21 protein-coding genes and 1 other RNA gene are annotated in these 19,993 nt (G+C 61.2%); 6 read left to right on the top strand and 16 right to left on the bottom strand.

Annotated elements, in window-relative coordinates; genetic code table 11:
- The first annotated feature begins 165 nt into the window (after window positions 1–165).
- Window positions 166–747: a Holliday junction branch migration protein RuvA gene (ruvA, locus tag R8871_RS12350; RefSeq protein ID WP_093635484.1), complete on the top strand. Its 582-nt coding sequence runs from the start codon at window positions 166–168 to the stop codon at window positions 745–747.
- 121 nt (window positions 748–868) lie between these two features.
- Entirely contained in the window at window positions 869–1,933 is a 1,065-nt protein-coding gene (ruvB, locus tag R8871_RS12345; protein WP_175050748.1) for a Holliday junction branch migration DNA helicase RuvB, read from the top strand.
- A gap of 35 nt (window positions 1,934–1,968) precedes the next feature.
- Here the strand turns inward: ruvB and R8871_RS12340 are convergent, their stop codons facing one another.
- The 3 genes from R8871_RS12340 to tyrS all read right to left on the bottom strand — a co-directional run bounded on the left by R8871_RS12340 (window position 1,969) and on the right by tyrS (window position 4,520).
- Entirely contained in the window at window positions 1,969–2,649 is a 681-nt protein-coding gene (locus tag R8871_RS12340) for a histidine phosphatase family protein (protein ID WP_175050747.1), read from the bottom strand.
- A 111-nt stretch (window positions 2,650–2,760) separates the two neighbouring features.
- Window positions 2,761–3,219: a D-aminoacyl-tRNA deacylase gene (gene dtd / locus R8871_RS12335; RefSeq protein ID WP_175050746.1), complete on the bottom strand. Its 459-nt coding sequence runs from the start codon at window positions 3,217–3,219 to the stop codon at window positions 2,761–2,763.
- A 56-nt stretch (window positions 3,220–3,275) separates the two neighbouring features.
- A complete protein-coding gene (gene tyrS / locus R8871_RS12330; RefSeq protein WP_175050745.1) occupies window positions 3,276–4,520 on the bottom strand; it encodes a tyrosine--tRNA ligase in 1,245 nt (414 codons plus the stop codon).
- 206 nt (window positions 4,521–4,726) lie between these two features.
- On the opposite strand from tyrS, the gene R8871_RS12325 reads away from it, so the two are divergent.
- Entirely contained in the window at window positions 4,727–5,857 is a 1,131-nt protein-coding gene (locus tag R8871_RS12325) for an anhydro-N-acetylmuramic acid kinase (RefSeq protein ID WP_175050744.1), read from the top strand.
- 84 nt (window positions 5,858–5,941) lie between these two features.
- Here the strand turns inward: R8871_RS12325 and erpA are convergent, their stop codons facing one another.
- The 3 genes from erpA to rplM all read right to left on the bottom strand — a co-directional run bounded on the left by erpA (window position 5,942) and on the right by rplM (window position 7,409).
- The gene (erpA, locus tag R8871_RS12320) at window positions 5,942–6,307 is read right to left on the bottom strand and encodes an iron-sulfur cluster insertion protein ErpA (RefSeq protein ID WP_007180424.1); all 366 of its coding nucleotides are present in this window, start codon (window positions 6,305–6,307) and stop codon (window positions 5,942–5,944) included.
- Between the two features lie 269 nt (window positions 6,308–6,576).
- Window positions 6,577–6,969 carry a 30S ribosomal protein S9 gene (gene rpsI / locus R8871_RS12315; protein WP_007180423.1) on the bottom strand — a complete coding sequence of 131 codons (393 nt, stop codon included), beginning with the start codon at window positions 6,967–6,969 and terminating at the stop codon, window positions 6,577–6,579.
- Window positions 6,970–6,980: 11 nt separating this feature from the next.
- Window positions 6,981–7,409 carry a 50S ribosomal protein L13 gene (rplM, locus tag R8871_RS12310; protein WP_090686673.1) on the bottom strand — a complete coding sequence of 143 codons (429 nt, stop codon included), beginning with the start codon at window positions 7,407–7,409 and terminating at the stop codon, window positions 6,981–6,983.
- A 683-nt stretch (window positions 7,410–8,092) separates the two neighbouring features.
- Here rplM and R8871_RS12305 point away from each other — a divergent pair.
- Window positions 8,093–8,515: an OsmC family protein gene (locus R8871_RS12305; protein ID WP_063497318.1), complete on the top strand. Its 423-nt coding sequence runs from the start codon at window positions 8,093–8,095 to the stop codon at window positions 8,513–8,515.
- Window positions 8,516–8,628: 113 nt separating this feature from the next.
- On the opposite strand, the gene rnpB is transcribed toward R8871_RS12305, so the two are convergent.
- From rnpB to pyrC, 3 genes are all read right to left on the bottom strand, one after another.
- An RNA gene (gene rnpB / locus R8871_RS12300) (RNase P RNA component class A) lies at window positions 8,629–9,042 on the bottom strand.
- A gap of 41 nt (window positions 9,043–9,083) precedes the next feature.
- Window positions 9,084–9,917: a DUF3025 domain-containing protein gene (locus R8871_RS12295; RefSeq protein ID WP_175050743.1), complete on the bottom strand. Its 834-nt coding sequence runs from the start codon at window positions 9,915–9,917 to the stop codon at window positions 9,084–9,086.
- Between the two features lie 11 nt (window positions 9,918–9,928).
- Window positions 9,929–11,008, bottom strand: coding sequence for a dihydroorotase (pyrC, locus tag R8871_RS12290; RefSeq protein WP_175050742.1), 1,080 nt, complete (start codon window positions 11,006–11,008; stop codon window positions 9,929–9,931).
- Window positions 11,009–11,198: 190 nt separating this feature from the next.
- Here pyrC and R8871_RS12285 point away from each other — a divergent pair, with 190 nt between their 5' ends.
- The gene (locus R8871_RS12285; protein ID WP_175050741.1) at window positions 11,199–12,125 is read left to right on the top strand and encodes a class II glutamine amidotransferase; all 927 of its coding nucleotides are present in this window, start codon (window positions 11,199–11,201) and stop codon (window positions 12,123–12,125) included.
- Between the two features lie 118 nt (window positions 12,126–12,243).
- Here R8871_RS12285 and R8871_RS12280 read toward each other — a convergent pair whose 3' ends face one another.
- From R8871_RS12280 to R8871_RS12255, 6 genes are all read right to left on the bottom strand, one after another.
- Window positions 12,244–12,969: an amino acid ABC transporter ATP-binding protein gene (locus tag R8871_RS12280; protein WP_054034498.1), complete on the bottom strand. Its 726-nt coding sequence runs from the start codon at window positions 12,967–12,969 to the stop codon at window positions 12,244–12,246.
- Window positions 12,966–13,643 carry a glutamate/aspartate ABC transporter permease GltK gene (gene gltK / locus R8871_RS12275; protein WP_054034499.1) on the bottom strand — a complete coding sequence of 226 codons (678 nt, stop codon included), beginning with the start codon at window positions 13,641–13,643 and terminating at the stop codon, window positions 12,966–12,968. Before gltK ends, R8871_RS12280 begins: the two co-directional genes overlap by 4 nt.
- The gene (locus R8871_RS12270; RefSeq protein ID WP_175050740.1) at window positions 13,643–14,383 is read right to left on the bottom strand and encodes an amino acid ABC transporter permease; all 741 of its coding nucleotides are present in this window, start codon (window positions 14,381–14,383) and stop codon (window positions 13,643–13,645) included. The genes gltK and R8871_RS12270 overlap by 1 nt, the downstream gene beginning before the upstream one ends.
- Window positions 14,384–14,465: 82 nt before the next feature.
- Window positions 14,466–15,359: a glutamate/aspartate ABC transporter substrate-binding protein gene (locus R8871_RS12265; RefSeq protein WP_175050739.1), complete on the bottom strand. Its 894-nt coding sequence runs from the start codon at window positions 15,357–15,359 to the stop codon at window positions 14,466–14,468.
- 265 nt (window positions 15,360–15,624) lie between these two features.
- Window positions 15,625–16,938 (bottom strand): Glu/Leu/Phe/Val family dehydrogenase, encoded by a 1,314-nt coding sequence (locus tag R8871_RS12260; protein WP_054034502.1) that lies wholly within the window; start codon window positions 16,936–16,938, stop codon window positions 15,625–15,627.
- Between the two features lie 138 nt (window positions 16,939–17,076).
- The gene (locus R8871_RS12255; protein WP_175050738.1) at window positions 17,077–18,039 is read right to left on the bottom strand and encodes a LysR family transcriptional regulator; all 963 of its coding nucleotides are present in this window, start codon (window positions 18,037–18,039) and stop codon (window positions 17,077–17,079) included.
- Window positions 18,040–18,171: 132 nt separating this feature from the next.
- Between R8871_RS12255 and purB the strand changes: the two genes are divergently transcribed.
- Window positions 18,172–19,560, top strand: coding sequence for an adenylosuccinate lyase (gene purB / locus R8871_RS12250; RefSeq protein WP_054034504.1), 1,389 nt, complete (start codon window positions 18,172–18,174; stop codon window positions 19,558–19,560).
- A 141-nt stretch (window positions 19,561–19,701) separates the two neighbouring features.
- Here purB and R8871_RS12245 read toward each other — a convergent pair.
- A partial coding sequence (locus R8871_RS12245; RefSeq protein ID WP_407673146.1) for a hypothetical protein occupies window positions 19,702–19,993 on the bottom strand: 292 nt, incomplete at its 5' end.

The raw sequence follows: 19,993 nt of genomic DNA, 5'->3' as shown, positions 1-19,993 counted from the left end.
CCGCCAAAAGGGATCTCAGTCTAGGGGGCTGCAACACGCTGGTCAACCGCGATCGCGCATAATGCAGCGCGCTACTGCGCAGCTTGCCTGCGCGCCACCACGCTGCCACGCCCGCCGCGCATCCACTGCGCTACACTCGCCCTTTCTCTCAAGATTGAATCCGCCATGATCGGTCGCATTGCCGGCGTTCTGCTGGAAAAAAACCCGCCGCATCTACTCGTCGACTGCAACGGGGTCGGTTACGAAGTCGATGTGCCGATGAGCACGTTCTACAACCTGCCCTCGACCGGCGAACGCGTCGTGTTGCTCACGCAAATGATCGTGCGCGAAGACGCGCATTTGCTGTACGGTTTCGGCACCGCCGAGGAACGCTCGACCTTCCGCGAATTGCTGAAGATCACCGGCATTGGCGCGCGTATGGCGCTCGCCGTGCTCTCCGGCATGAGCGTGCATGAGCTGGCGCAGACCGTCACGATGCAGGACGCAGCGCGGCTGACTCGTGTGCCGGGTATCGGCAAGAAAACAGCGGAGCGGCTGCTCCTCGAACTGAAGGGCAAGATCGGCGCCGACCTGGGCGCGCTCGCGGGCGCGGCGTCGGCATCCGACCACGCGTCCGACATCCTGAACGCACTGATCGCATTGGGTTACTCCGAAAAAGAAGCGTTGGCGGCCGTCAAGAACGTGCCGGCGGGCACAGGTGTTTCCGAGGGCATTAAGCTCGCGTTGAAGGCGTTGTCCAAGGGTTAAAAGCTCGTGCCGTGACGGTGGCGCGGCGTGCGACAAGTAAAGCTTCGCACACGGCGGCGCGGCGCACACCCTGGCCGTTCGGCCGAGTTTCGCAACGGGCGGGGCGCGGTACAATGACCGCATGATCGAAACCGACAAACTCGCCGCCGAGCGCATCATCGCGGCCACGCCCGTCTCGCCGAACGAAGAAGCGTTCGAGCGTGCGTTGCGCCCGCGCCAGCTCGAAGAATATGTCGGGCAGGAAAAAGTGCGCGGTCAGCTGGAAATTTTCATTGAGGCCGCCAAGCGCCGGTCGGAATCGCTCGACCACGTTCTGCTGTTCGGGCCGCCGGGTCTCGGCAAGACCACGCTCGCGCACATCATCGCGCGGGAAATGGGTGTCAATCTGCGGCAAACGTCTGGCCCGGTGCTTGAACGCGCCGGCGACCTCGCCGCGCTGCTCACCAATCTCGAAGCCAACGACGTGCTGTTCATCGACGAAATCCACCGGCTCTCGCCGGTCGTCGAAGAAATTCTGTATCCGGCGTTGGAGGACTATCAGATCGACATCATGATCGGCGAAGGACCGGCCGCGCGCAGCGTGAAGCTGGATCTGCAGCCGTTCACGCTGGTCGGCGCAACCACCCGCGCGGGTATGCTGACCAATCCGCTGCGTGACCGCTTCGGTATCGTCGCGCGGCTCGAGTTTTATAACGCCGAAGAATTGGCGCGCATCGTCACGCGTTCAGCCTCATTGCTGCATGCGCAGATTCATCCGGATGGCGCATTCGAAATCGCCAAGCGCGCACGCGGCACGCCGCGGATCGCGAACCGGCTGTTACGCCGTGTGCGCGATTTCGCCGAGGTAAAAGCGGACGGCAACATCACCGCGGAAGTGGCCGACGCGGCGCTCAAAATGCTCGACGTGGACGCGGTCGGCTTCGACCTGATGGACCGCAAACTACTCGAGGCGATCCTGCACAAATTCGACGGTGGCCCGGTCGGCGTCGACAATCTGGCAGCGGCAATCGGCGAAGAGCGCGACACGATCGAAGACGTGCTCGAACCGTATCTGATCCAGCAGGGCTTCCTGCAGCGCACGCCGCGTGGCCGCGTCGCCACGCTGCTCACGTACCGGCATTTCGGCCTCGCTGCGCCGGACGCTTCGAGCCCCATCGCCGGCATATGGGATTCGGCCGCACCCTGAGCCGGATGCGCGAGTTGAAGTCAGAGTCGCGCTGTTTAACGCCCCGGTTCCGGCGCGCTCTTTTTGAAGCTATCGTCGTCGCTCGGCGTGTCGAGATGCGACACGTCTGCCCATGACACGATCGTTGCCTTGCTGGCGTCGTCGGCATAATCCACCACGTTGACGCTCGTGTTCAGCAACGCGTAATCGCGCGGTGCGTCGAGCGACAAACTGCACGCAAAACGACGCACGCAATCGAGCACACCGCCATGCGCGACGACAGCAATCCGTCCACCCGGATGCGCGGCCACCAGCGGCTCGATTGCATGCAGCACACGATGGTAAAGCGTGCGCTGCGATTCACCCTCGGGCGGCGCGAAGCCCGCGTCGCGGGTTTGCCAGTGCGCGTACTCGTCCGGGAAGCGGATCGCGATTTCGTCGCTGTCATGCCCCTGGAACGCGCCGTACGAACGCTCACGCAAACCTTCACGCAGTTGCAGCGGCAAGCCGAGCGCGTCGGCGATCGGCTGCGCCGTTTGCTGGGCACGTTGCAGATCGCTCGAATAGATCGCGTCGAGCCGTGCGCCCTCTTTCACCTCACTCGCGATACGGCGTGCAAGGCGTTGTGCCTGTGCGAGGCCGGTTGTCGCGAGCGGAATGTCGATGTGACCTTGAATGCGCTTGATGCGGTTCCAGTCGGTCTCGCCGTGGCGGATGAACAGAATCTGCGTGGTCATGGAATGAGCGTGGGCGCCAGTAGCCGGTTATGCCGAGCCGCTATTGTCGCAAAAAGCGGCTGGAGGAGTGGATGCGTGCCGCCGAGTACACCATGCGGCAGCGGTTGAATCTCAAGCGTTCGTCTGCAGCCAGAACGTGACCGGCCCGTCATTGACGAGCGACACCTGCATATCGGCACCGAACTCGCCGGTCTCGACGATCGGGTGCCTGGTGCGCGCTGCGGCGACGAAGTAATCGAATAGCCGCTTACCCTCGTCGGGCGGCGCGGCGGGTGTGAAGCTGGGGCGCAGGCCGCTGTTGGTGTCGGCCGCCAGAGTGAACTGCGACACGAGCAGCAAGCCGCCTGCGCGCCCGGCGCCGTCTAGATTCTGCACGGAGAGATTCATTTTGCCGGCCGCATCGCTGAAGACGCGGTAGCCGAGCACTTTGGCGAGCAGCCGGTCGGCTGCGGCCTCCGTGTCACCACGTTCGGCGCACACGAGCGCGAGCAGGCCCGCCTCGATTGCGCCGGTCATGCGGTCATCCACGCGCACTTCCGCCCGCCGAACGCGCTGGATCAGCGCGATCATCGGTTCGACTCCCGGTGCAACAACGCTCGAGTCACCATCGTGTTATCGCTGAGCCATCAAGCCGTCAGCGTGACGCGCGCAAAACGGCGCTTGCCGACCTGCACGACGTACTCGCCGGCTTCGACCTTCAAGCCCTTGTCGGACACGGTCGTGCCGTCGATCTTCACGCCACCCTGCTCGATGTTGCGCAGCGCCTCGCTGGTCGACGGTACGAGATTGGCCTGCTTGAGCAACTGGCCGATTGCGAGCGGTGCGCCCGCGAGCGTCACGGCCGGAATATCGTCCGGCACGCCGCCCTTCGCACGATGATTGAAGTCTTCGAGCGCGCGTTCGGCGTCGGCTGGCGAGTGGAAGCGCGCAACGATTTCCTGACCGAGCATCACCTTGAAATCGCGCGGATTGCGGCCCGCTTCGATCTCTTTCTTGAAGCCGGCAATCTCGTCCATCGGACGGAACGACAGCAGTTCGAAATAACGCCACATCAGCACGTCGGAAATGCTCATCAGCTTGCCGAACATGTCCGTCGGCTTTTCGCTGATGCCGATGTAGTTGTTCTTCGACTTCGACATCTTCTCGACGCCGTCCAGGCCTTCGAGCAAGGGCATCGTCAAGATGCACTGCTGTTCCTGACCGTACTGCTTCTGCAGTTCACGGCCCACCAGCAGGTTGAACTTCTGGTCCGTGCCGCCGAGTTCGAGGTCGGCATTCAGCGCGACCGAGTCGTAGCCTTGCATCAGCGGGTACAGGAACTCGTGGATCGAGATCGGCACGCCGCCCTGGAAGCGCTTGGTGAAGTCTTCGCGCTCGAGAATCCGCGCCACCGTGTAGCGCGAGGCGAGTTTGATCATGCCGTCGGCGCCGAGCGGCATCGACCATTCGCTGTTGTAGCGGATTTCGGTCTTGTCGCGGTCGAGCACGAGTGCTGCCTGCTCGAAATACGTCTTTGCGTTCGATTCGATCTGCTCGCGCGTGAGCGGTGGGCGCGTGGCGTTGCGGCCCGACGGATCGCCGATCAGCGACGTGAAGTCGCCGATCAGGAAAATCACCGTGTGACCGAGGTCCTGCAACTGGCGCATCTTGTTCAGCACGACCGTATGGCCGATGTGGATGTCAGGCGCGGTCGGATCGAGGCCGAGCTTGATGCGCAGGGGCACACCTGTGGCCGCGCTCTTCGCGAGCTTCTGTGCGAATTCTTCTTCGATCAGCAGTTCGTCGACGCCGCGTTTGGTGACGGCGAGTGCGTGACGGACTTCGTCGGTGATCGGGAAGGCGGGGCTGGGCTTGGTGGACTCGGTGCTCATGCTGGAAACTTGAAGTCGCGAAAAAAAGAGATTGTCCCATAGATGCGCGCCGCCGCGCCCACTGACTCCGCCACAAGCGCGCTGTCGGCACACGATTTCGGCTTGCCGGGACGCGCCATTGGCATCGTCACGCTTTATATTCGGCCGCGCTTGCGCCGATAATCTGCTAAAACAGATCGCAACGAATCATCGAGAGGAGCAGCAACGTGGCGCAAGACCCCGCAGACGGCGTGTACCTGGGATTGATGTCCGGCACGAGCATGGACGGCGTGGACGGTGTTGCCGTCAGATTCGCGAAAGGAAAACCGCCGGTGGTGCTGGCCGAGGCGTTTGTCGGTTTCGCGGCAGGCTTGCGCGACGCGCTGTTCGCGCTTCAACAGCCGGGAGACAACGAAATCGAGCGTGAGGCGCTAGCCGCCAATGCGCTTGCCACGCGCTACACGGTGTGCTGCCATGAATTGCTCGGCGGCAGCCGGGTGCCGGCCTCGGAAGTCCGCGCCATCGGCGTACACGGCCAGACGGTGCGGCATCGGCCGGAAAAGGGTTACACGCGGCAGATCAACAACCCCGCGCTGCTCGCGGAAATGATGCACATCGACGTGGTCGCCGATTTTCGCAGCCGCGACGTCGCGGCCGGCGGCCAGGGCGCGCCGCTCGTGCCGGCGTTTCACGCCACGGTGTTCGGTGCGAAAGACGAAACGCGGGTGGTGTGCAATCTCGGCGGCATCAGCAATATCACGATCCTGAACGCGACCGGCGGCGTGCGCGGCTTCGACTGCGGACCGGCGAACGCGCTGCTTGACGAATGGGCGCAGCGCCATCTCGGCAAGCCTTTCGACGAAAACGGCCATTTCGCCGCGAGCGGACAGGTCGATCGCACGCTACTGAACGCGCTGCTCGACGAGCCGTTTTTCTCGGCACAACCGCCGAAAAGCACCGGTCGCGACCTGTTCAACCCGCAATGGCTGGATGCCAAGCTCCAACCGTTCGCCGCCCTCGCCCCGGCCGACGTGCAAGCCACGCTGGTCGCGCTGACCGCCGTAACGGTTGCTCGCGAAATCGAACGGCATGCATCGGACGCCAAAGCAGTCTATGTGTGTGGCGGCGGGGCGCGCAATCCAGAGATCCTGAGAGCCCTGCATCAGGCGTTGGAGGACAGCGGAGTAAGCGGCGTACCGGTGATGACAACCGATGCGCTCGGCGTCCCGCCGAGCCAGGTCGAGCCGCTAGCCTTCGCCTGGCTGGCCATGCGATGCGTGGCACGCCTGCCTGGCAACTTACCGGCAGTCACTGGCGCCACCGCCGAACGCGTGCTGGGAGCGATCTACCCGCGGTGATGGAAGAGCCCGGGTTTTAGCGCAGGCAATAAAAAACGGGGCCGAAGCCCCGTTTTCTTTTACAACCTGTCGACTAATCAGCCATCAAACCGAGAACGACGAACCGCAACCACACGTGGTCGTAGCATTCGGGTTCTTGATGACGAACTGCGCGCCGTTGATGTCGTCCTTGTAGTCGATCTCAGCGCCGACCAGATACTGGTAGCTCATCGAATCGATCAGCAGCTGGACGCCGCTCTTGTTCATGACGGTGTCGTCTTCGTTGACGGCTTCGTCGAACGTAAAACCGTACTGAAAGCCCGAGCAGCCGCCGCCCTGCACGAAAACGCGCAGTTTGAGGTCCGCATTGCCTTCTTCTTCGATCAGTTGCTTGACCTTGTCAGCCGCTGCGTCGGTAAAAACGAAGGGGGCGGGCATCTCGGTCACGGGTGTATCGGTGACTGCGTTCATTCGAACTCTCCAAAAAGCTTCTAACCGCTATTGTAGGGCTGATCTCGATATCGTGCCGAAGCCCACAAAATCAATGGGTTCTTACAGCAAATTCAATGGTCGGCCCTGATGCCGCCACCAGCTTGCCTGAACAGGCTGCGTCGACACCTTCGGCAACACAATTCTTACCGCGAAGCCTGGCTGCGAACCAATAAAAAAAGCCGCCTTCGCGAAAGCGTTGGCGGCTTTTGCAGCAATCCAGCCCGAAAGCCGGATTGCACACGAAGCGATTAACGCTTCGAGAATTGCTTCCGGCGACGTGCCTTGTGGAAGCCGACCTTCTTACGTTCGACTTCACGAGCGTCACGCGTAACGAAGCCAGCCTTCGACAGTTCCGGCTTCAGCGTTGCGTCGTAGTCCATCAGCGCGCGGGTGATGCCGTGGCGAACCGCACCGGCTTGACCCGTTTCACCGCCACCGTTCACGTTGACCTTGATGTCGAACGTGACGCCGTGGTTCGTGAGTTCCAGCGGCTGACGCACGATCATCAGCGACGTTTCGCGCGAGAAATAATCGGCGATAGGCTTGCCGTTTACAATGATCTCGCCCTTACCAGCCTTGATGAAGACGCGTGCGACGGCGCTCTTGCGGCGGCCCGTGCCGTAATTCCAGTTACCGATCATGTGGGCTCCCCTTAGATCTCGAGCGCTTTCGGCTGTTGTGCCGAATGCGGATGCGTTGCTTCAGCGTAGACCTTCAGCTTCTTGATCATCGCGTAGCCGAGCGGGCCCTTCGGCAGCATGCCCTTGACCGCTTTCTCGAGCGCACGGCCCGGGAAGCGTTCTTGCATCTTGCCGAACGTCGTTTCATAAATACCGCCCGGGTAACCCGAGTGACGGTAGTACTTCTTGTCCGTAGTCTTGTTGCCCGTGACACGGAGCTTGCCGGCGTTGATAACGATGATGAAATCACCGGTGTCGACGTGCGGAGTGAATTCAGGCTTGTGCTTGCCGCGAAGACGGTGTGCCACTTCGCTGGCGACACGCCCGAGAACCTTATCCGTCGCGTCAATCACGTACCATTCACGCGTAACCTCATGGGCTTTTGCGGAAAACGTCTTCATGATCGATCCAAAAAAATTGCTGCGCCCAATGTATTTTTTCCTGCTTGTAGTGTGCGCATCGAGGCGCGTGCAGGCTCTCCCTGGTTCTTCCTCCGCGGGCGCGGATGCGGAAAAGCTCTGAATTATAAAGGAATTTGTCACGCCGAGTCAAAGCTTGCGGGGGTTTGGGCGCGAAATCGGGCGATCCGACAGCCGGAAATGGCCATTTGCCCTTCCCGTTCGCCCCGAATCCGGCGTTCGCGAGATCAAAGCCGCGGGCGAAAAAAAACCCGAACGAGCGGTTCGGGTTTAATCCACCAAAGGAGGAGGTGGAGGAGACAGCGGAGGTTGCAGAACTGCTGCAACCGATGGAATCGATTATATGAGTCGCCCTTGTGCGACGCAAGAACATTTGCATTGTGAAATGCGATTTTACAATGTGGCAGACAAATCATCTGACCAAAAAAATCAAAATTTCCTTTAAAATCAATTACAGATGCCATTTTAAGAACCTGCATACACAGACATCATCTAGAGTAAAACCCCTAAACCCGTCAGGGCATTCCCGAATCGTCGAAACATGCCGCACCGCAACACGCAAGCGGTCATCGGGCATAAGTTCCAGCGAAAGTCCCTTCGGGCGGACGCGCAAACACCGGGCTACAATGCGTTTTCGATATAAGCGCAGCGCGGTGGAGCACAGCATGGAATGCAAAGTTAGCTGGATGGGGCAAGACGGGATGGCATTTGCGGCCGAGACGGGCAGCGGTCATCTGGTCACGATGGATGGCGCGCCGGAAGGCGGCGGCCGCAATCTCGCGCCGCGTCCGATGGAAATGGTTCTGCTCGGCACGGGCGGCTGCACGGCGTACGACGTCGTGATGATCCTGAAGAAAAGCCGCCAGGAAATCGCCGGCTGCTCCGTGACGTTAAAAGCTGAACGCGCCAGCGAAGATCCGAAGGTGTTCACCAAGATTCACTTCCACTTCACCGTGACCGGCAAGAATCTGAACCCGGCTACCGTGGAGCGCGCGATCAACCTGTCGCACGACAAATACTGCTCGGCGTCGATCATGATCGCGAAGACCGCTGAGCTCACGCACTCGTTCGATATCGTCGCGGGTTAAGCGAGATAAGCGCAGCGCTTCGGCTTCTGCACGGATAACCGCGCATTTAGCCAAACCAGCGCGTCAAAATAAAAATGCCGGCGTCCACACGGACGCCGGCATTTTTTGTTGGGTGGCAAAGCAGGCCGATAAGCCGGATTCTGTGCACGCGCCACGTCCGAAAACGCGACACGCGTAGCAGTCATTCCTCTAGGCGCGCCATTACTGACGCGCTCAAGCTTCCTACCCGCTGACGTGACGGGGGCCCCGTCCTGCATCTCGAAGATGCTAGCCAGCCTACTTGGAATTGCTCCGGGTGGAGGTTACCGTGCCGGTCTGCCTTGCAGCAGCCGCGGTGCGCTCTTACCGCACCGTTTCACCCTTACCTGATCCCGGCTTGCGCCGGGCCATCGGCGGTTTGCTTTCTGTTGCCCTGTTCCGCGTGTCACCACGGATGGCCGTTAGCCATCACCCTGCCCTATGGAGTCCGGACTTTCCTCGCCCTCTTTGACCGAAGCCGCAGAGGCCGCGACTGCCTGGCCTGCTTTGCTGGGGCGTATTTTAACACTGTGGCGGATAGGGAACGGCTTTAGCGCGAACGTCGTCCTGTACGAAAGACGGACGTGTCGTCGTAAAACGCAGGCGATTCGTTCTCGGCGCACCAGCCCGGAATCCCTAGTACGGGCAGCGGCGCAAACATGCGGCTCGTCAAATCCACGGTGTTCAGGAGTGTCGTGCTGACAGACTCGTCGAGCCATGCGTCGCGTGCCGCAGCGTCCCATTCGAAGTACTCGGACGGCACGTCGACGATCCACGCGTGGCCCGTACAGGCCTTGAACGGCGCAATCAGCTTTTCCAGCAACGCGTGACCGAAGCAGCGCACTTCGCAGCGTGTGCCCCAGGCGTCACGGTGAGCAACCATCAGCGTCTGCCAGTCGAACCCGCGTAATGCCGCGCTCAACGCCGGGTCGGCGCAGGCGAACAGCAACGCGTTTTCGTCGAACAAGGTCAGCGTATCGCGCACGCCGCCTCGGGTCGGACCAACGCCTAACACGTCGATGGCGGCCGACTGCCGCGCGTTCAGTGCCGCCTTGATCCGCGGAAACGCAAACCACATCGACCCGTTGAAGAAGTCATGCAGGTTGTGGCGCGTCGGCACGCAACCCGTCGACGCGATGTGCGCCTCGTAAGCCGCACCCGGCGGCAGATCGTCCTGCGCGATGAATGCGAGGCGCTGGCCGCGCCCTGTCACCTGCCGCGTCTCGCCGGCATCGGCATTCATTTCTGCGAGCAAGGCCGCGTAGCTCGTCAGCGCGCCCTGCTGCCAGCGCTCGCCACGCGCCGCGAACTGCGCAAACCACGGCTTCGACCAATCGATATCGGCGAAACCGAAGTCCGCGCGCGCCGCCTCTTGCGCCTGCATCTAATGCAACCTCAGACGAGGCGCCAGCCAATCGACTCACCGCCACGAAGCGGCACAACAGGCGTATCGCCGACCGGCAATTCAGCCGGCAGCGTCCATTCTTCGCGACGCAGCGTGACTTTCTCTTCGCTGCGCGGCAAGCCGTAGAAATCCGCGCCAAAGAAGCTGGCGAAGCCTTCGAGCTTGTCCAGCGCGCCGGCCTCGTCGAACGCTTCCGTGTAGAGCTCGAGCGCATGCAGCGCCGTGTAGCAACCCGCGCAGCCACACGCGTGCTCCTTCAAACCCTTCGGATGCGGCGCGCTGTCCGTGCCGAGGAAGAAGCGCGGATTGCCCGAGGTCGCCGCCTCGACCAGCGCCACGCGATGCGTCTCGCGCTTCAACACCGGCAGGCAGTAGTAATGCGGGCGAATGCCGCCCTGGAAAATCGCATTGCGGTTGTACAGCAGATGGTGCGCGGTAATCGTCGCGCCCAGCAGCCCCGGCGCCACGCCGGCTTCGCGAATGTAGTCGACTGCATCTTTCGTGGTGATGTGCTCGAACACCACCTTCAGCGCCGGAAAGGCGCGGCGCAGCGGTGTCATCACGCGGTCGATAAACACTTTCTCGCGGTCGAACAGGTCGATCGACGAATCCGTCACTTCGCCGTGCACCAACAGCGGCATGCCGGTTTCCTGCATCACTTCGAGCGTTTTGGCGCACTTCATGATGTCGGTGACGCCTGCGTCCGAATTGGTCGTGGCACCCGCCGGGTACAGCTTCACGCCGTGCACGAAGCCGCTTTCGCGCGCGCGGCGGATTTCGTCGGGCGGCGTGTTGTCGGTCAGGTACAGCGTCATCAGCGGTTCGAACTTCGCCCCGGCTGGGATCGCAGCGACGATGCGTTCGCGGTACGCCCGCGCCATCTCGGTCGTGGTAACCGGCGGCTTCAGGTTAGGCATGATGATCGCGCGGCCGAACTGGCGCGCGGTGTCCGGCAACACGGCAGCGAGCATCTCGCCGTCGCGAACGTGCAGGTGCCAGTCGTCCGGGCGGGCGAGCGTAACTGAGTCGATGGAGTCGATCGAATCGGGGGAGGCGTTGGAAGCGGTCATGGCGAGAGGGGAACGAGATTCGGCGGCAAAAAAAGCAAATCGGCGTGCTCGAAGCGGTACAAATCACAGCAATTCGCAGCGCTGGAGCCTAAACACACGTCAATTTTGCTATTTGGCGCTTCTGGCTCGGTGATATGCTTGGAAAATCATCATTGTAACGGCTCGCCCCGTTCACAGGCTTACCCGCAACATGTGCCAACTTCTCGGAATGAACTGCGCCGCGCCGACGGACGTCACGTTCTCGTTCACCGGCTTTGCGGCGCGCGGCGGCGTCACCGATCACCACGCGGACGGCTGGGGCATCGCCTTCTTCGAAGACAAAGCCTGCCGCCTGTTCATCGACCATCAATCGTCGGCCACTTCGCCGATCGCCGAGATGGTCAAGCGCTACCCGATCAAATCGAAGAACACGATCGCGCATATTCGCAAGGCGACGCAGGGGCACATCCTGCTCGAAAACTGCCATCCGTTCATGCGTGAACTGTGGGGGCGCCACTGGATCTTCGCGCACAACGGCGACCTGAAAGATTATTCGCCGGCGCTAAATGGCGTCTATCAACCTGTCGGCACAACCGATAGCGAACTCGCCTTCTGCGCGCTGCTGCAAGGCTTGCGCAAGGCGTTCCCGGGCTGCCAGCCGCCGCTGGAAGAACTTTTCCAGGCGCTCGAAACGCTCACGCGCGAGATCACGCAATTCGGCGTGTTCAATTTCCTGATGTCGAACGGCCAGGCGCTGTTCGCGCATTGCTCGACGCATCTGCACTACATCGTGCGGCGCTGGCCGTTCTCGACCGCGCATCTGGTCGATGCCGACGTGTCGATCGATTTCGCCAAGTACACCACGCCAGAAGACCGCGTCGCCGTGATTGCGACCAAGCCGCTCACCGATAACGAAGTGTGGACCGCCTTCAAACCGGGCGATCTGCTGATGTTCCAGCACGGCGAAGTGATCGGCCGGGTCAACGTGCCGGTGCCGGCTTCAGTGCTGGAAAAGCTGCTCAATCCGGCGCTGGATGCATCGGCTTCGGCAACTACGATTGCTGCTTCGATCGAGGCTGTGGCCACGGCCGAGGTCGACCTCGAAGCCGCGGATGACACCGCCGCCTTCGAATCCTGACCCGGGTCGGGCGGTGTTCGTGAACGCCTGAAACGTCATCAGATACGAAAAAGCCGCTTCCAAAGAAGCGGCTTTTTTTCTGCAGGGCCACGCCAACCAATGTGGCCCTACAACACCCTCAGTGCAGGATCTTCGCCAGAAAATCCTTCGCGCGATCCGACTTCGGATTCGCGAAGAAGTCTTCCTTCTTGTCGTCTTCCACGATCAAGCCCTTGTCCATAAAGATCACGCGGTGCGCGACCTTCTTCGCAAAGCCCATTTCGTGCGTGACGCACATCATCGTCATGCCTTCCTGCGCGAGTTCGACCATCACGTCGAGCACTTCATTGATCATTTCCGGATCGAGTGCCGAAGTCGGCTCGTCGAACAGCATAGCGATCGGGTCCATCGACAACGCGCGCGCAATCGCCACACGCTGCTGCTGGCCGCCCGACAACTGTCCCGGAAACTTGTCCGCATGCGCACGCAGGCCGACGCGATCGAGCAGCTTGTAGCCCTTGGTCGTGGCCTCGTCCTTCGAACGGCCGAGCACCTTGACCTGTGCGAGCGTCAGGTTCTGCACGATCGACAGATGCGGGAACAGCTCGAAATGCTGGAACACCATGCCGACCTTCGCACGCAGCTTCGACAGATTGGTTTTCTTGTCGGTCAGCGATTGGCCGTTGATGACGATCTCGCCCTTCTGGAACGGCTCAAGGCCGTTGACGGTTTTGATCAGCGTGGACTTGCCCGAGCCCGACGGCCCGCACACCACCACCACTTCACCTTTTTTGACTTCCGTCGTGCAGTCCGTCAGCACTTGAAACTGGCCGTACCACTTCGAAACATTCTTGATAGAGATCATCTTGCGACCTTTTTCTGAAGACCTTTGACGAGGCTCGACGCGATCACGCAGATCACGAAATAACACGCGCCCGCGAACAGTACCATTTCAACATTCGTGCCGTCACGGTCGCCAATATTCGTGGCGGTGCGGAAGAAGTCGGCGAGGCTGATCACGTAGACGAGCGACGTATCCTGAAACAGCACGATACCTTGCGTAAGCAGCAGCGGCACCATCGCGCGGAACGCCTGCGGCAGCACGATGAGGCGCATTGCCTGCGGGTAGCTCATGCCGAGCGCAAACGCGGCATTGACCTGCCCACGCGGCACCGCCTGAATGCCGGCGCGGATGATCTCCGAATAGTACGCTGCCTCAAAGAGCGAGAAAGCGACCATCGCAGACGCCAGACGAATGTCGATATCCGGTGACAAACCCAGCACGTTCTGCAGCACCTGCGGCACGATCAGGAAGAACCACAGCAGCACCATCACCAGCGGAATCGAACGGAACACCGTCACGTAGGCCTTGGCGAACCATTCGAACGGCTTGATCGGCGACAGCCGCATGATCGCGAGAAGGGTGCCCCAGACTATGCCGATCACGATCGCGATCAGCGTGATCTTGATGGTGACGATAGCGCCGGTCCACAGCGTAGGCAGTGCGCCCGGAATACCGCTCCAGTCGAAATGATGCATCACTTACCTCCGATATAGCCGGGCAACCGGGTCTTGGCTTCGACCCAGCGCATCAGTTGCATCACGACCAGATTGATCAGCACATAGGCCAGCGTGACCGCGATGAACGACTCATACGTCTGCGACGTGTAGTCGACCAGTTGGCGCGCCTGGGCCGACAGATCCAGCAAACCGATGGTCGACGCAACCGCCGAGTTCTTGAAAATATTCAGAAACTCGGACGTGAGCGGCGGCACGATGATCCGGTACGCAACCGGCAGCAACACGTAGCGATACGTCTGCCATTGCGTGAAACCCATTGCCAGACCCGCGGCGCGCTGACCGCGCGGCAACGCGTTGATACCCGAGCGCACCTGCTCGCACACGCGCGCGGCGGTGAAGAGCCCGAGACAGATAATCGACGACGAGAAAAACTGCGCACCCGGCGGCAGTTGCTTGTACCAGTTCCCTATCGACGCAGGCAGCAACTCCGGTATCACCAGATACCAGATGAAGAACTGCACGATCAGCGGGATGTTGCGGAAGATCGCGACATAGAGCGTGCCGATACCCGACGCCCATTTGTTCGGCACCGTGCGCAGCACGCCGAACAACGAACCGACGATCAGCGCGATCACCCATGCCGACAGCGACACGGTAATCGTCACCCAGAAGCCGGACAGCAGCCAGCCCAAATAGGTGGTCGGCTCGCCGGTGGAGACCGGACTCAGCAGAATGCCCCAGTTCCAGTGATATGACATGACCAAGACTCCAGCAAAAAGAAACGGAAGAAGCGCGCGGCCCCTTCCGTTTCGTTCAGCGTTTCAAAAAAACAGCTAAGGTTTAATCGATAGCCTTGTCATTCGGGCTCTTGTAGAGCGCCTTGATGTCATCGCTTTCCGGGAAGGCCAGGTTCAGGCCCTTCGGCGGAATCGGCGATTCGAACCACTTCTTGTAGATCTGATCGGCTTCGCCCGAGGTTTCGACCTTCGCGATCGCGTCGTCCACGACCTTCTTGAATTCCGGATCGTTCTTGCGAATCATGCAGCCGTACGCTTCATGCGATTGCGGCGTGCCGACGATCACGAAATCGCCCGGGTTGTTCGACTTGGCGCGTTCGCCTGCCAGCAGCGCGTCGTCCATCATGAACGCAGCAGCACGGCCGGTGGAGAGCGTCAGGAACGACTCGCCGTGGTCTTTCGCGCTGATGATGTTCATGCCCATGCTCTTGTCCTGATTCATCTTGCGAAGCAGGCGCTCGGAGGTCGTGCCGGCGGTCGTGACGACCGTCTTGCCCTTCAGGTCAGCGAAGTCCTTGATGCCGGAGTCTTTCTTGGTCATCAGGCGCGTGCCGATCACGAAGATCGTGTTCGAGAACGAAGCCTGTTGCTGGCGCTCGGCGTTATTGGTGGTCGAGCCGCATTCCATGTCGACGGTGCCGTTCTGCACCAGCGGAATACGGTTTTGCGACGTGACAGGCGTGAGCTTGACCTTCAGGTTAGGCATGTTCAGCTTCGCCTTGACCGCCTCCACCACCTTCAGCGCGAATTCCTGCGAGTAGCCGATGACATTCTGCTTGTCGTCGTAGTACGAAAACGGGATCGACGATTCGCGGTGACCCAGCGAAATGACGCCCGTATCTTTGATCTTTTTGAGCGTACCAGCGTCTTGCGCATGCGCGCCAACCGTAAACAGTCCGAGAGTCGCGAGCAGCAGCGCAGCTTTTTTAACCTTCATGTGTGATCTCCTTGGCAAGAACCGGCGCCAGTTTAGCAAAGTAATTATTCTGAAAGTATTGCTATAAACCATGTTTGTTGCGCCCGCGCGCCGCCGCTGGATGCAGGCGGCTTAACCGGGCAATTCAAACACGGTGAATACGCAAAGGCGGGCGGCATCGATAGGATGCCGCCCGCCGGGTGAAACACGCGATCTTGTGGACCACGTCAAAGCAAGGATTCGCAGCGGCCCGCGAGGTGGCGGGCCGCCGTTTCAAGCCAATCGATCAAGGATACAGGCCGCGCAATTCACGCGCTTCGAGGATCCGCTTACATGCGACGATAAACGCCGCAGTCCGCACGGACACCTTCTGCTCGCTCGACACTTGCCACACAGCGGCAAACGCTTCGCGCATAACGCGCTCGAGACGCTGGTTGATCTCGTCTTCGGTCCAGAAGAAGCTCGAGAAGTCTTGCACCCACTCAAAGTACGACACGGTCACGCCGCCGGCGTTGGCCACGACGTCCGGAATCACGAGGATGCCGCGGTCGTGCAGAATGTCGTCCGCTGCCGTGGTAGTCGGGCCGTTGGCGCCTTCTACGACGATCTTCGTCTTGATCTTGCCGGCGTTCTTTTCGGTGATCTGGTTTTCCAGCGCGGCCGGAATCAGGATGTCCGATTCGACTGTCCAGAATTCTTCGTTCGTGACTGCGTCGGCTTCCGGGAAACCGCCCACGCCACCGTTCTTCGCCACGTAATCCGCCAGCGCAACAGCATCGATACCGGTCGACTTGTACAGCGAGCCGGTGTGATCCTGCACCGCGACCAGCTTCGAGCCGGCTTCCTGGAACAGGCGTGCGGCGATACCGCCCACGTTACCGAAACCTTGAACTGCAATCCGTGCGCCTTCGATGTCGACACCGATACGGCGTGCAGCTTCGGAAGCCACCACGAACACGCCACGGCCCGTCGCTTCACGACGGCCCAGCGAACCACCCAGCGCGATCGGCTTGCCCGTCACGACGCCCGTAGCCGTTTGGCCCTGGTTCATCGAGTACGTGTCCATCATCCACGCCATGATCTGCTCGTTCGTGTTCACGTCCGGCGCGGGAATGTCGGTATTCGGTCCGATGATGATGCCGATTTCGCTCGTGTAGCGGCGCGTCACGCGCTCCAGCTCACCACGCGACAGCGTACGCGGATCGACACGGATACCACCCTTCGCGCCGCCGTACGGCACGTTCACAGCAGCATTCTTCACCGACATCCACGCCGACAGCGCCATCACTTCCGAGAGCGTCACGTCCTGGTGATAACGCACACCGCCTTTACCCGGACCGCGCGATACGTTGTGCTGCACGCGATAGCCTTCGAAGTGCGCGACCGTGCCGTTATCGAGTTCGATAGGCACATCGACGATCAGAATGCGCTTCGGGCGCTTCAGGGTTTCGAGCCAGCGGGACAGCGAGCCGAGATACGGCGCGACGCGGTCGACCTGACGCAGGTAGTTGCCCCACGGGCCGAGGTCGTCTTTATTCAGGTAGGAAGGAACAGACTGCAACGTTGACGCGGATTGTGCTGCTTGTTGCTGGGATGACATGAACGCTCCGGCGTTGATCGAGTGACAGCATTGTCGAAAAACGCCGTTTTGAAATCCAATGCCGTTTCATTATCCGATTATGTTTTTTATGCATAACCATCAATAAGCCGCAAATTCGCGTCGTGGGGACGCAGGTTCTCAGGCAGCGCTTGCGCGTTGGGCAAGCTCCTCCGACACCACGTCCCACAGTTGCCGCACGAGTATCTGCCGCGCATCGTCGGTCTTCGCTACGAGCTTGTCGCGATAGAGCCGGATCTCCATGGTTAGCGTGAGTTGCCCCTCAGGCGTGCCACGGGTCGCGCGGTCGAGCCGGATCAGCTTGCCGTCGGCGACGGCGTCTTCCACGGCGCTGTGCGGCAGGAAGGCGATGCCGTGACCGGCCAGCGCCATGGCCTTGAGCCCCTCGGCCATGTCGGTTTCGTAGAGCCGATCGAGATACAGACGCTCCGGCGCGTTGGCGAGGATCACCTCGGTCATGCGGCCGAGATACGCGTTCGGCGTGTAGGACAGATAGGGCGTGGGCGCCTCGGGAGTGCCCGGCAACGTGTGGCGCGCCCTGCCCGCTCGACCCGGCGCGGAGAACGGGCTGATCGGCTCGTTGCCGAGTGTGAGCATGTCGTAGCGCGCCGGATCGAGCGCGACCGGATGACTCGGATGGTGATAGCCCATCATCAGATCGCAGCCGCCTTCCACCAGCGACAACGCCGCGTCGTGCACATTCAACGCCCGCAGCCGTGTGTGAATCGGGCCCATCTGTGCTTCGATGCGTTGCAGCCAGCGCGGGAAATACGTGAGCGACAACGTGTGCGGCACGGCGAACTCGATGGTCGCCTGCGGCGTGGCCGTGTGGCCGCGTAGTAGCGCGCGCGCCTCGTGGAACTGCGACAGCATCGCGAGGGCCTGCTCGTTGAACACCTGGCCGGCCGCAGTGAGTCGCGTCGGATAAACCGAACGGTCGATCAGTTCGGTGCCGAGCCACGCTTCCAAGGCCTGAATCCGCCTCGAAAACGCCGGTTGCGTGACATGACGCAATTCAGCCGAGCGGCTGAAACTACGCGTTTCCGCGAGCGAAACGAAGTCTTCGAGCCATTTCAGTTCCATGCGAAAGCCTGCTGCCAACGGGAGGGAGGAAGTCAGCATTCTAGCGGCGCGGGGTGGCGCCGCCGGGTTGAGTGGTAAAATTCGCGGTTCCCTCCGTTCCCGATCCGCCTTCTGAGCGCTCACGCCCCCATCATGTCCGACACCCGCCCCGACACCCTGTTCGCGCTGAACGCGCTCTCCCCGCTCGACGGCCGTTACGCCTCGAAAACCGAAGCCCTGCGCGACTGGCTCTCGGAAGCCGCTTTCATGCGCAATCGCGTGACGGTTGAAATCCACTGGCTGATCGCGCTCTCGCACGCCGGTTTCGCCGAAGTGCCGCGTTTTTCCGAAGCCGCCGAACAATTCCTGCTGCAACTGGCCGAGCGCTTCACCGCGCACGACGCCGCGCGCATCAAAGACATCGAACGCGTGACGAATCACGACGTGAAAGCAGTCGAATACTGGCTGAAGGAATCGGTGAAGGGGCAGGAAGAACTGGAACGCGCGAGCGAGTTCATTCACTTCGCCTGCACCTCGGAAGACATCAACAACACGTCGCACGGCCTGATGCTCGCCGGCGCACGTGAACATGTGATTCTGCCGGCGCTGCGCTCGGTGCATCAGCGCCTCGTTGCGCTGGCTCATGCACAAGCCGAACAGCCGATGCTGTCGCGCACGCACGGCCAGCCGGCCAGCCCGACCACGCTCGGCAAGGAAATCGCCAACGTCGCCGCGCGTCTGGAACGCGCGATCGACCGCATCGCGAAGGTCGAGCTGCTGGGCAAGATGAACGGCGCGGTTGGCAACTTCAATGCGCACCTGTCCGCGTATCCGGAATTCGACTGGGAAGCGTTCTCGCGCGAAGTGGTCGAACAGCGCCTTAAGCTCACGTTCAATCCGTACACGATCCAGATCGAACCGCACGACTACATGGCCGAACTGTTCGACGCCGTGTCGCGCGCCAACACGATCCTGCTGGATCTGGACCGCGACGTATGGGGCTACATCTCGGTCGGCTACTTCAAGCAGCGCACGAAGGCCGGCGAAATCGGTTCGTCGACGATGCCGCACAAGGTCAATCCGATCGACTTCGAAAACTCGGAAGGCAATCTCGGCCTCGCCAACGCCACGCTGCGCCACCTCGCCGACAAGCTGCCGATTTCGCGCTGGCAGCGCGACCTGACCGACTCGACGGTGCTGCGCAATATGGGCGTCGCGTTCGGCTACTCGCTGCTCGCCTACGACTCGCTGATCCGCGGTCTGGACAAGCTCGAAGTGAATGCGCAGCGTCTGAACGAAGATCTCGACAATTGCTGGGAAGTGCTCGCCGAGCCGGTGCAAACGGTAATGCGCCGTTACGGCATCGAGAACCCGTATGAGCAGTTGAAGGAACTGACGCGCGGCAAGGGCATCACGCGCGAAGCGCTGCAAACGTTCGTGACCGGCCTCGCGATTCCGCAAGATGCGAAGGATCGTTTGCTCGCCATGACGCCGGGTTCGTATATCGGCAAGGCAGTCGAACTGGCCAAGCGGATCGCTTGATGCGATGACGTTTGCGGTGTCGGCGCTGTCCGGTTAAACGGCCGGCTGCGGATATTCAAAGGGCTCGCTTCCGCGAGCCCTTTTCATTGCGTCCGGCACGGACGGAAGCTTCGATGATCAAAGCTTCCGTCGTGCTTCAGCTTAGTACGCGTAGCGCACCGATATCATGTAGGGCTGCGCCTGGGGTGCATAGCTGGCCTGCTGCCGGCCTTGGGCGGCTTGCCACGCCTTATAGTCCGCCTCCATCTGAGCCTGACGGGCCGCCTGCTCGTTTGCCAGACGCTGTTGCTCAGCCTGCTGCGCCGCCTGCGCTGCGGCCCGCGCTTCTTCCGCACGTTGCTGCTCGGCTTGCTGGTTGGCTTGCCACGCCTTGTAGTCCGCCTCCATCTGAGCCTGACGGGCCGCCTGCTCGTTTGCCAGACGCTGTTGCTCA

Source organism: Paraburkholderia sediminicola (assembly GCF_902859805.1).
In the GTDB taxonomy this organism is placed as follows: Bacteria; Pseudomonadota; Gammaproteobacteria; order Burkholderiales; family Burkholderiaceae; genus Paraburkholderia; species Paraburkholderia sediminicola.
Note: the sequence above shows the minus strand (reverse complement) of the source record. Positions and strands in the feature narration are given on the sequence as shown.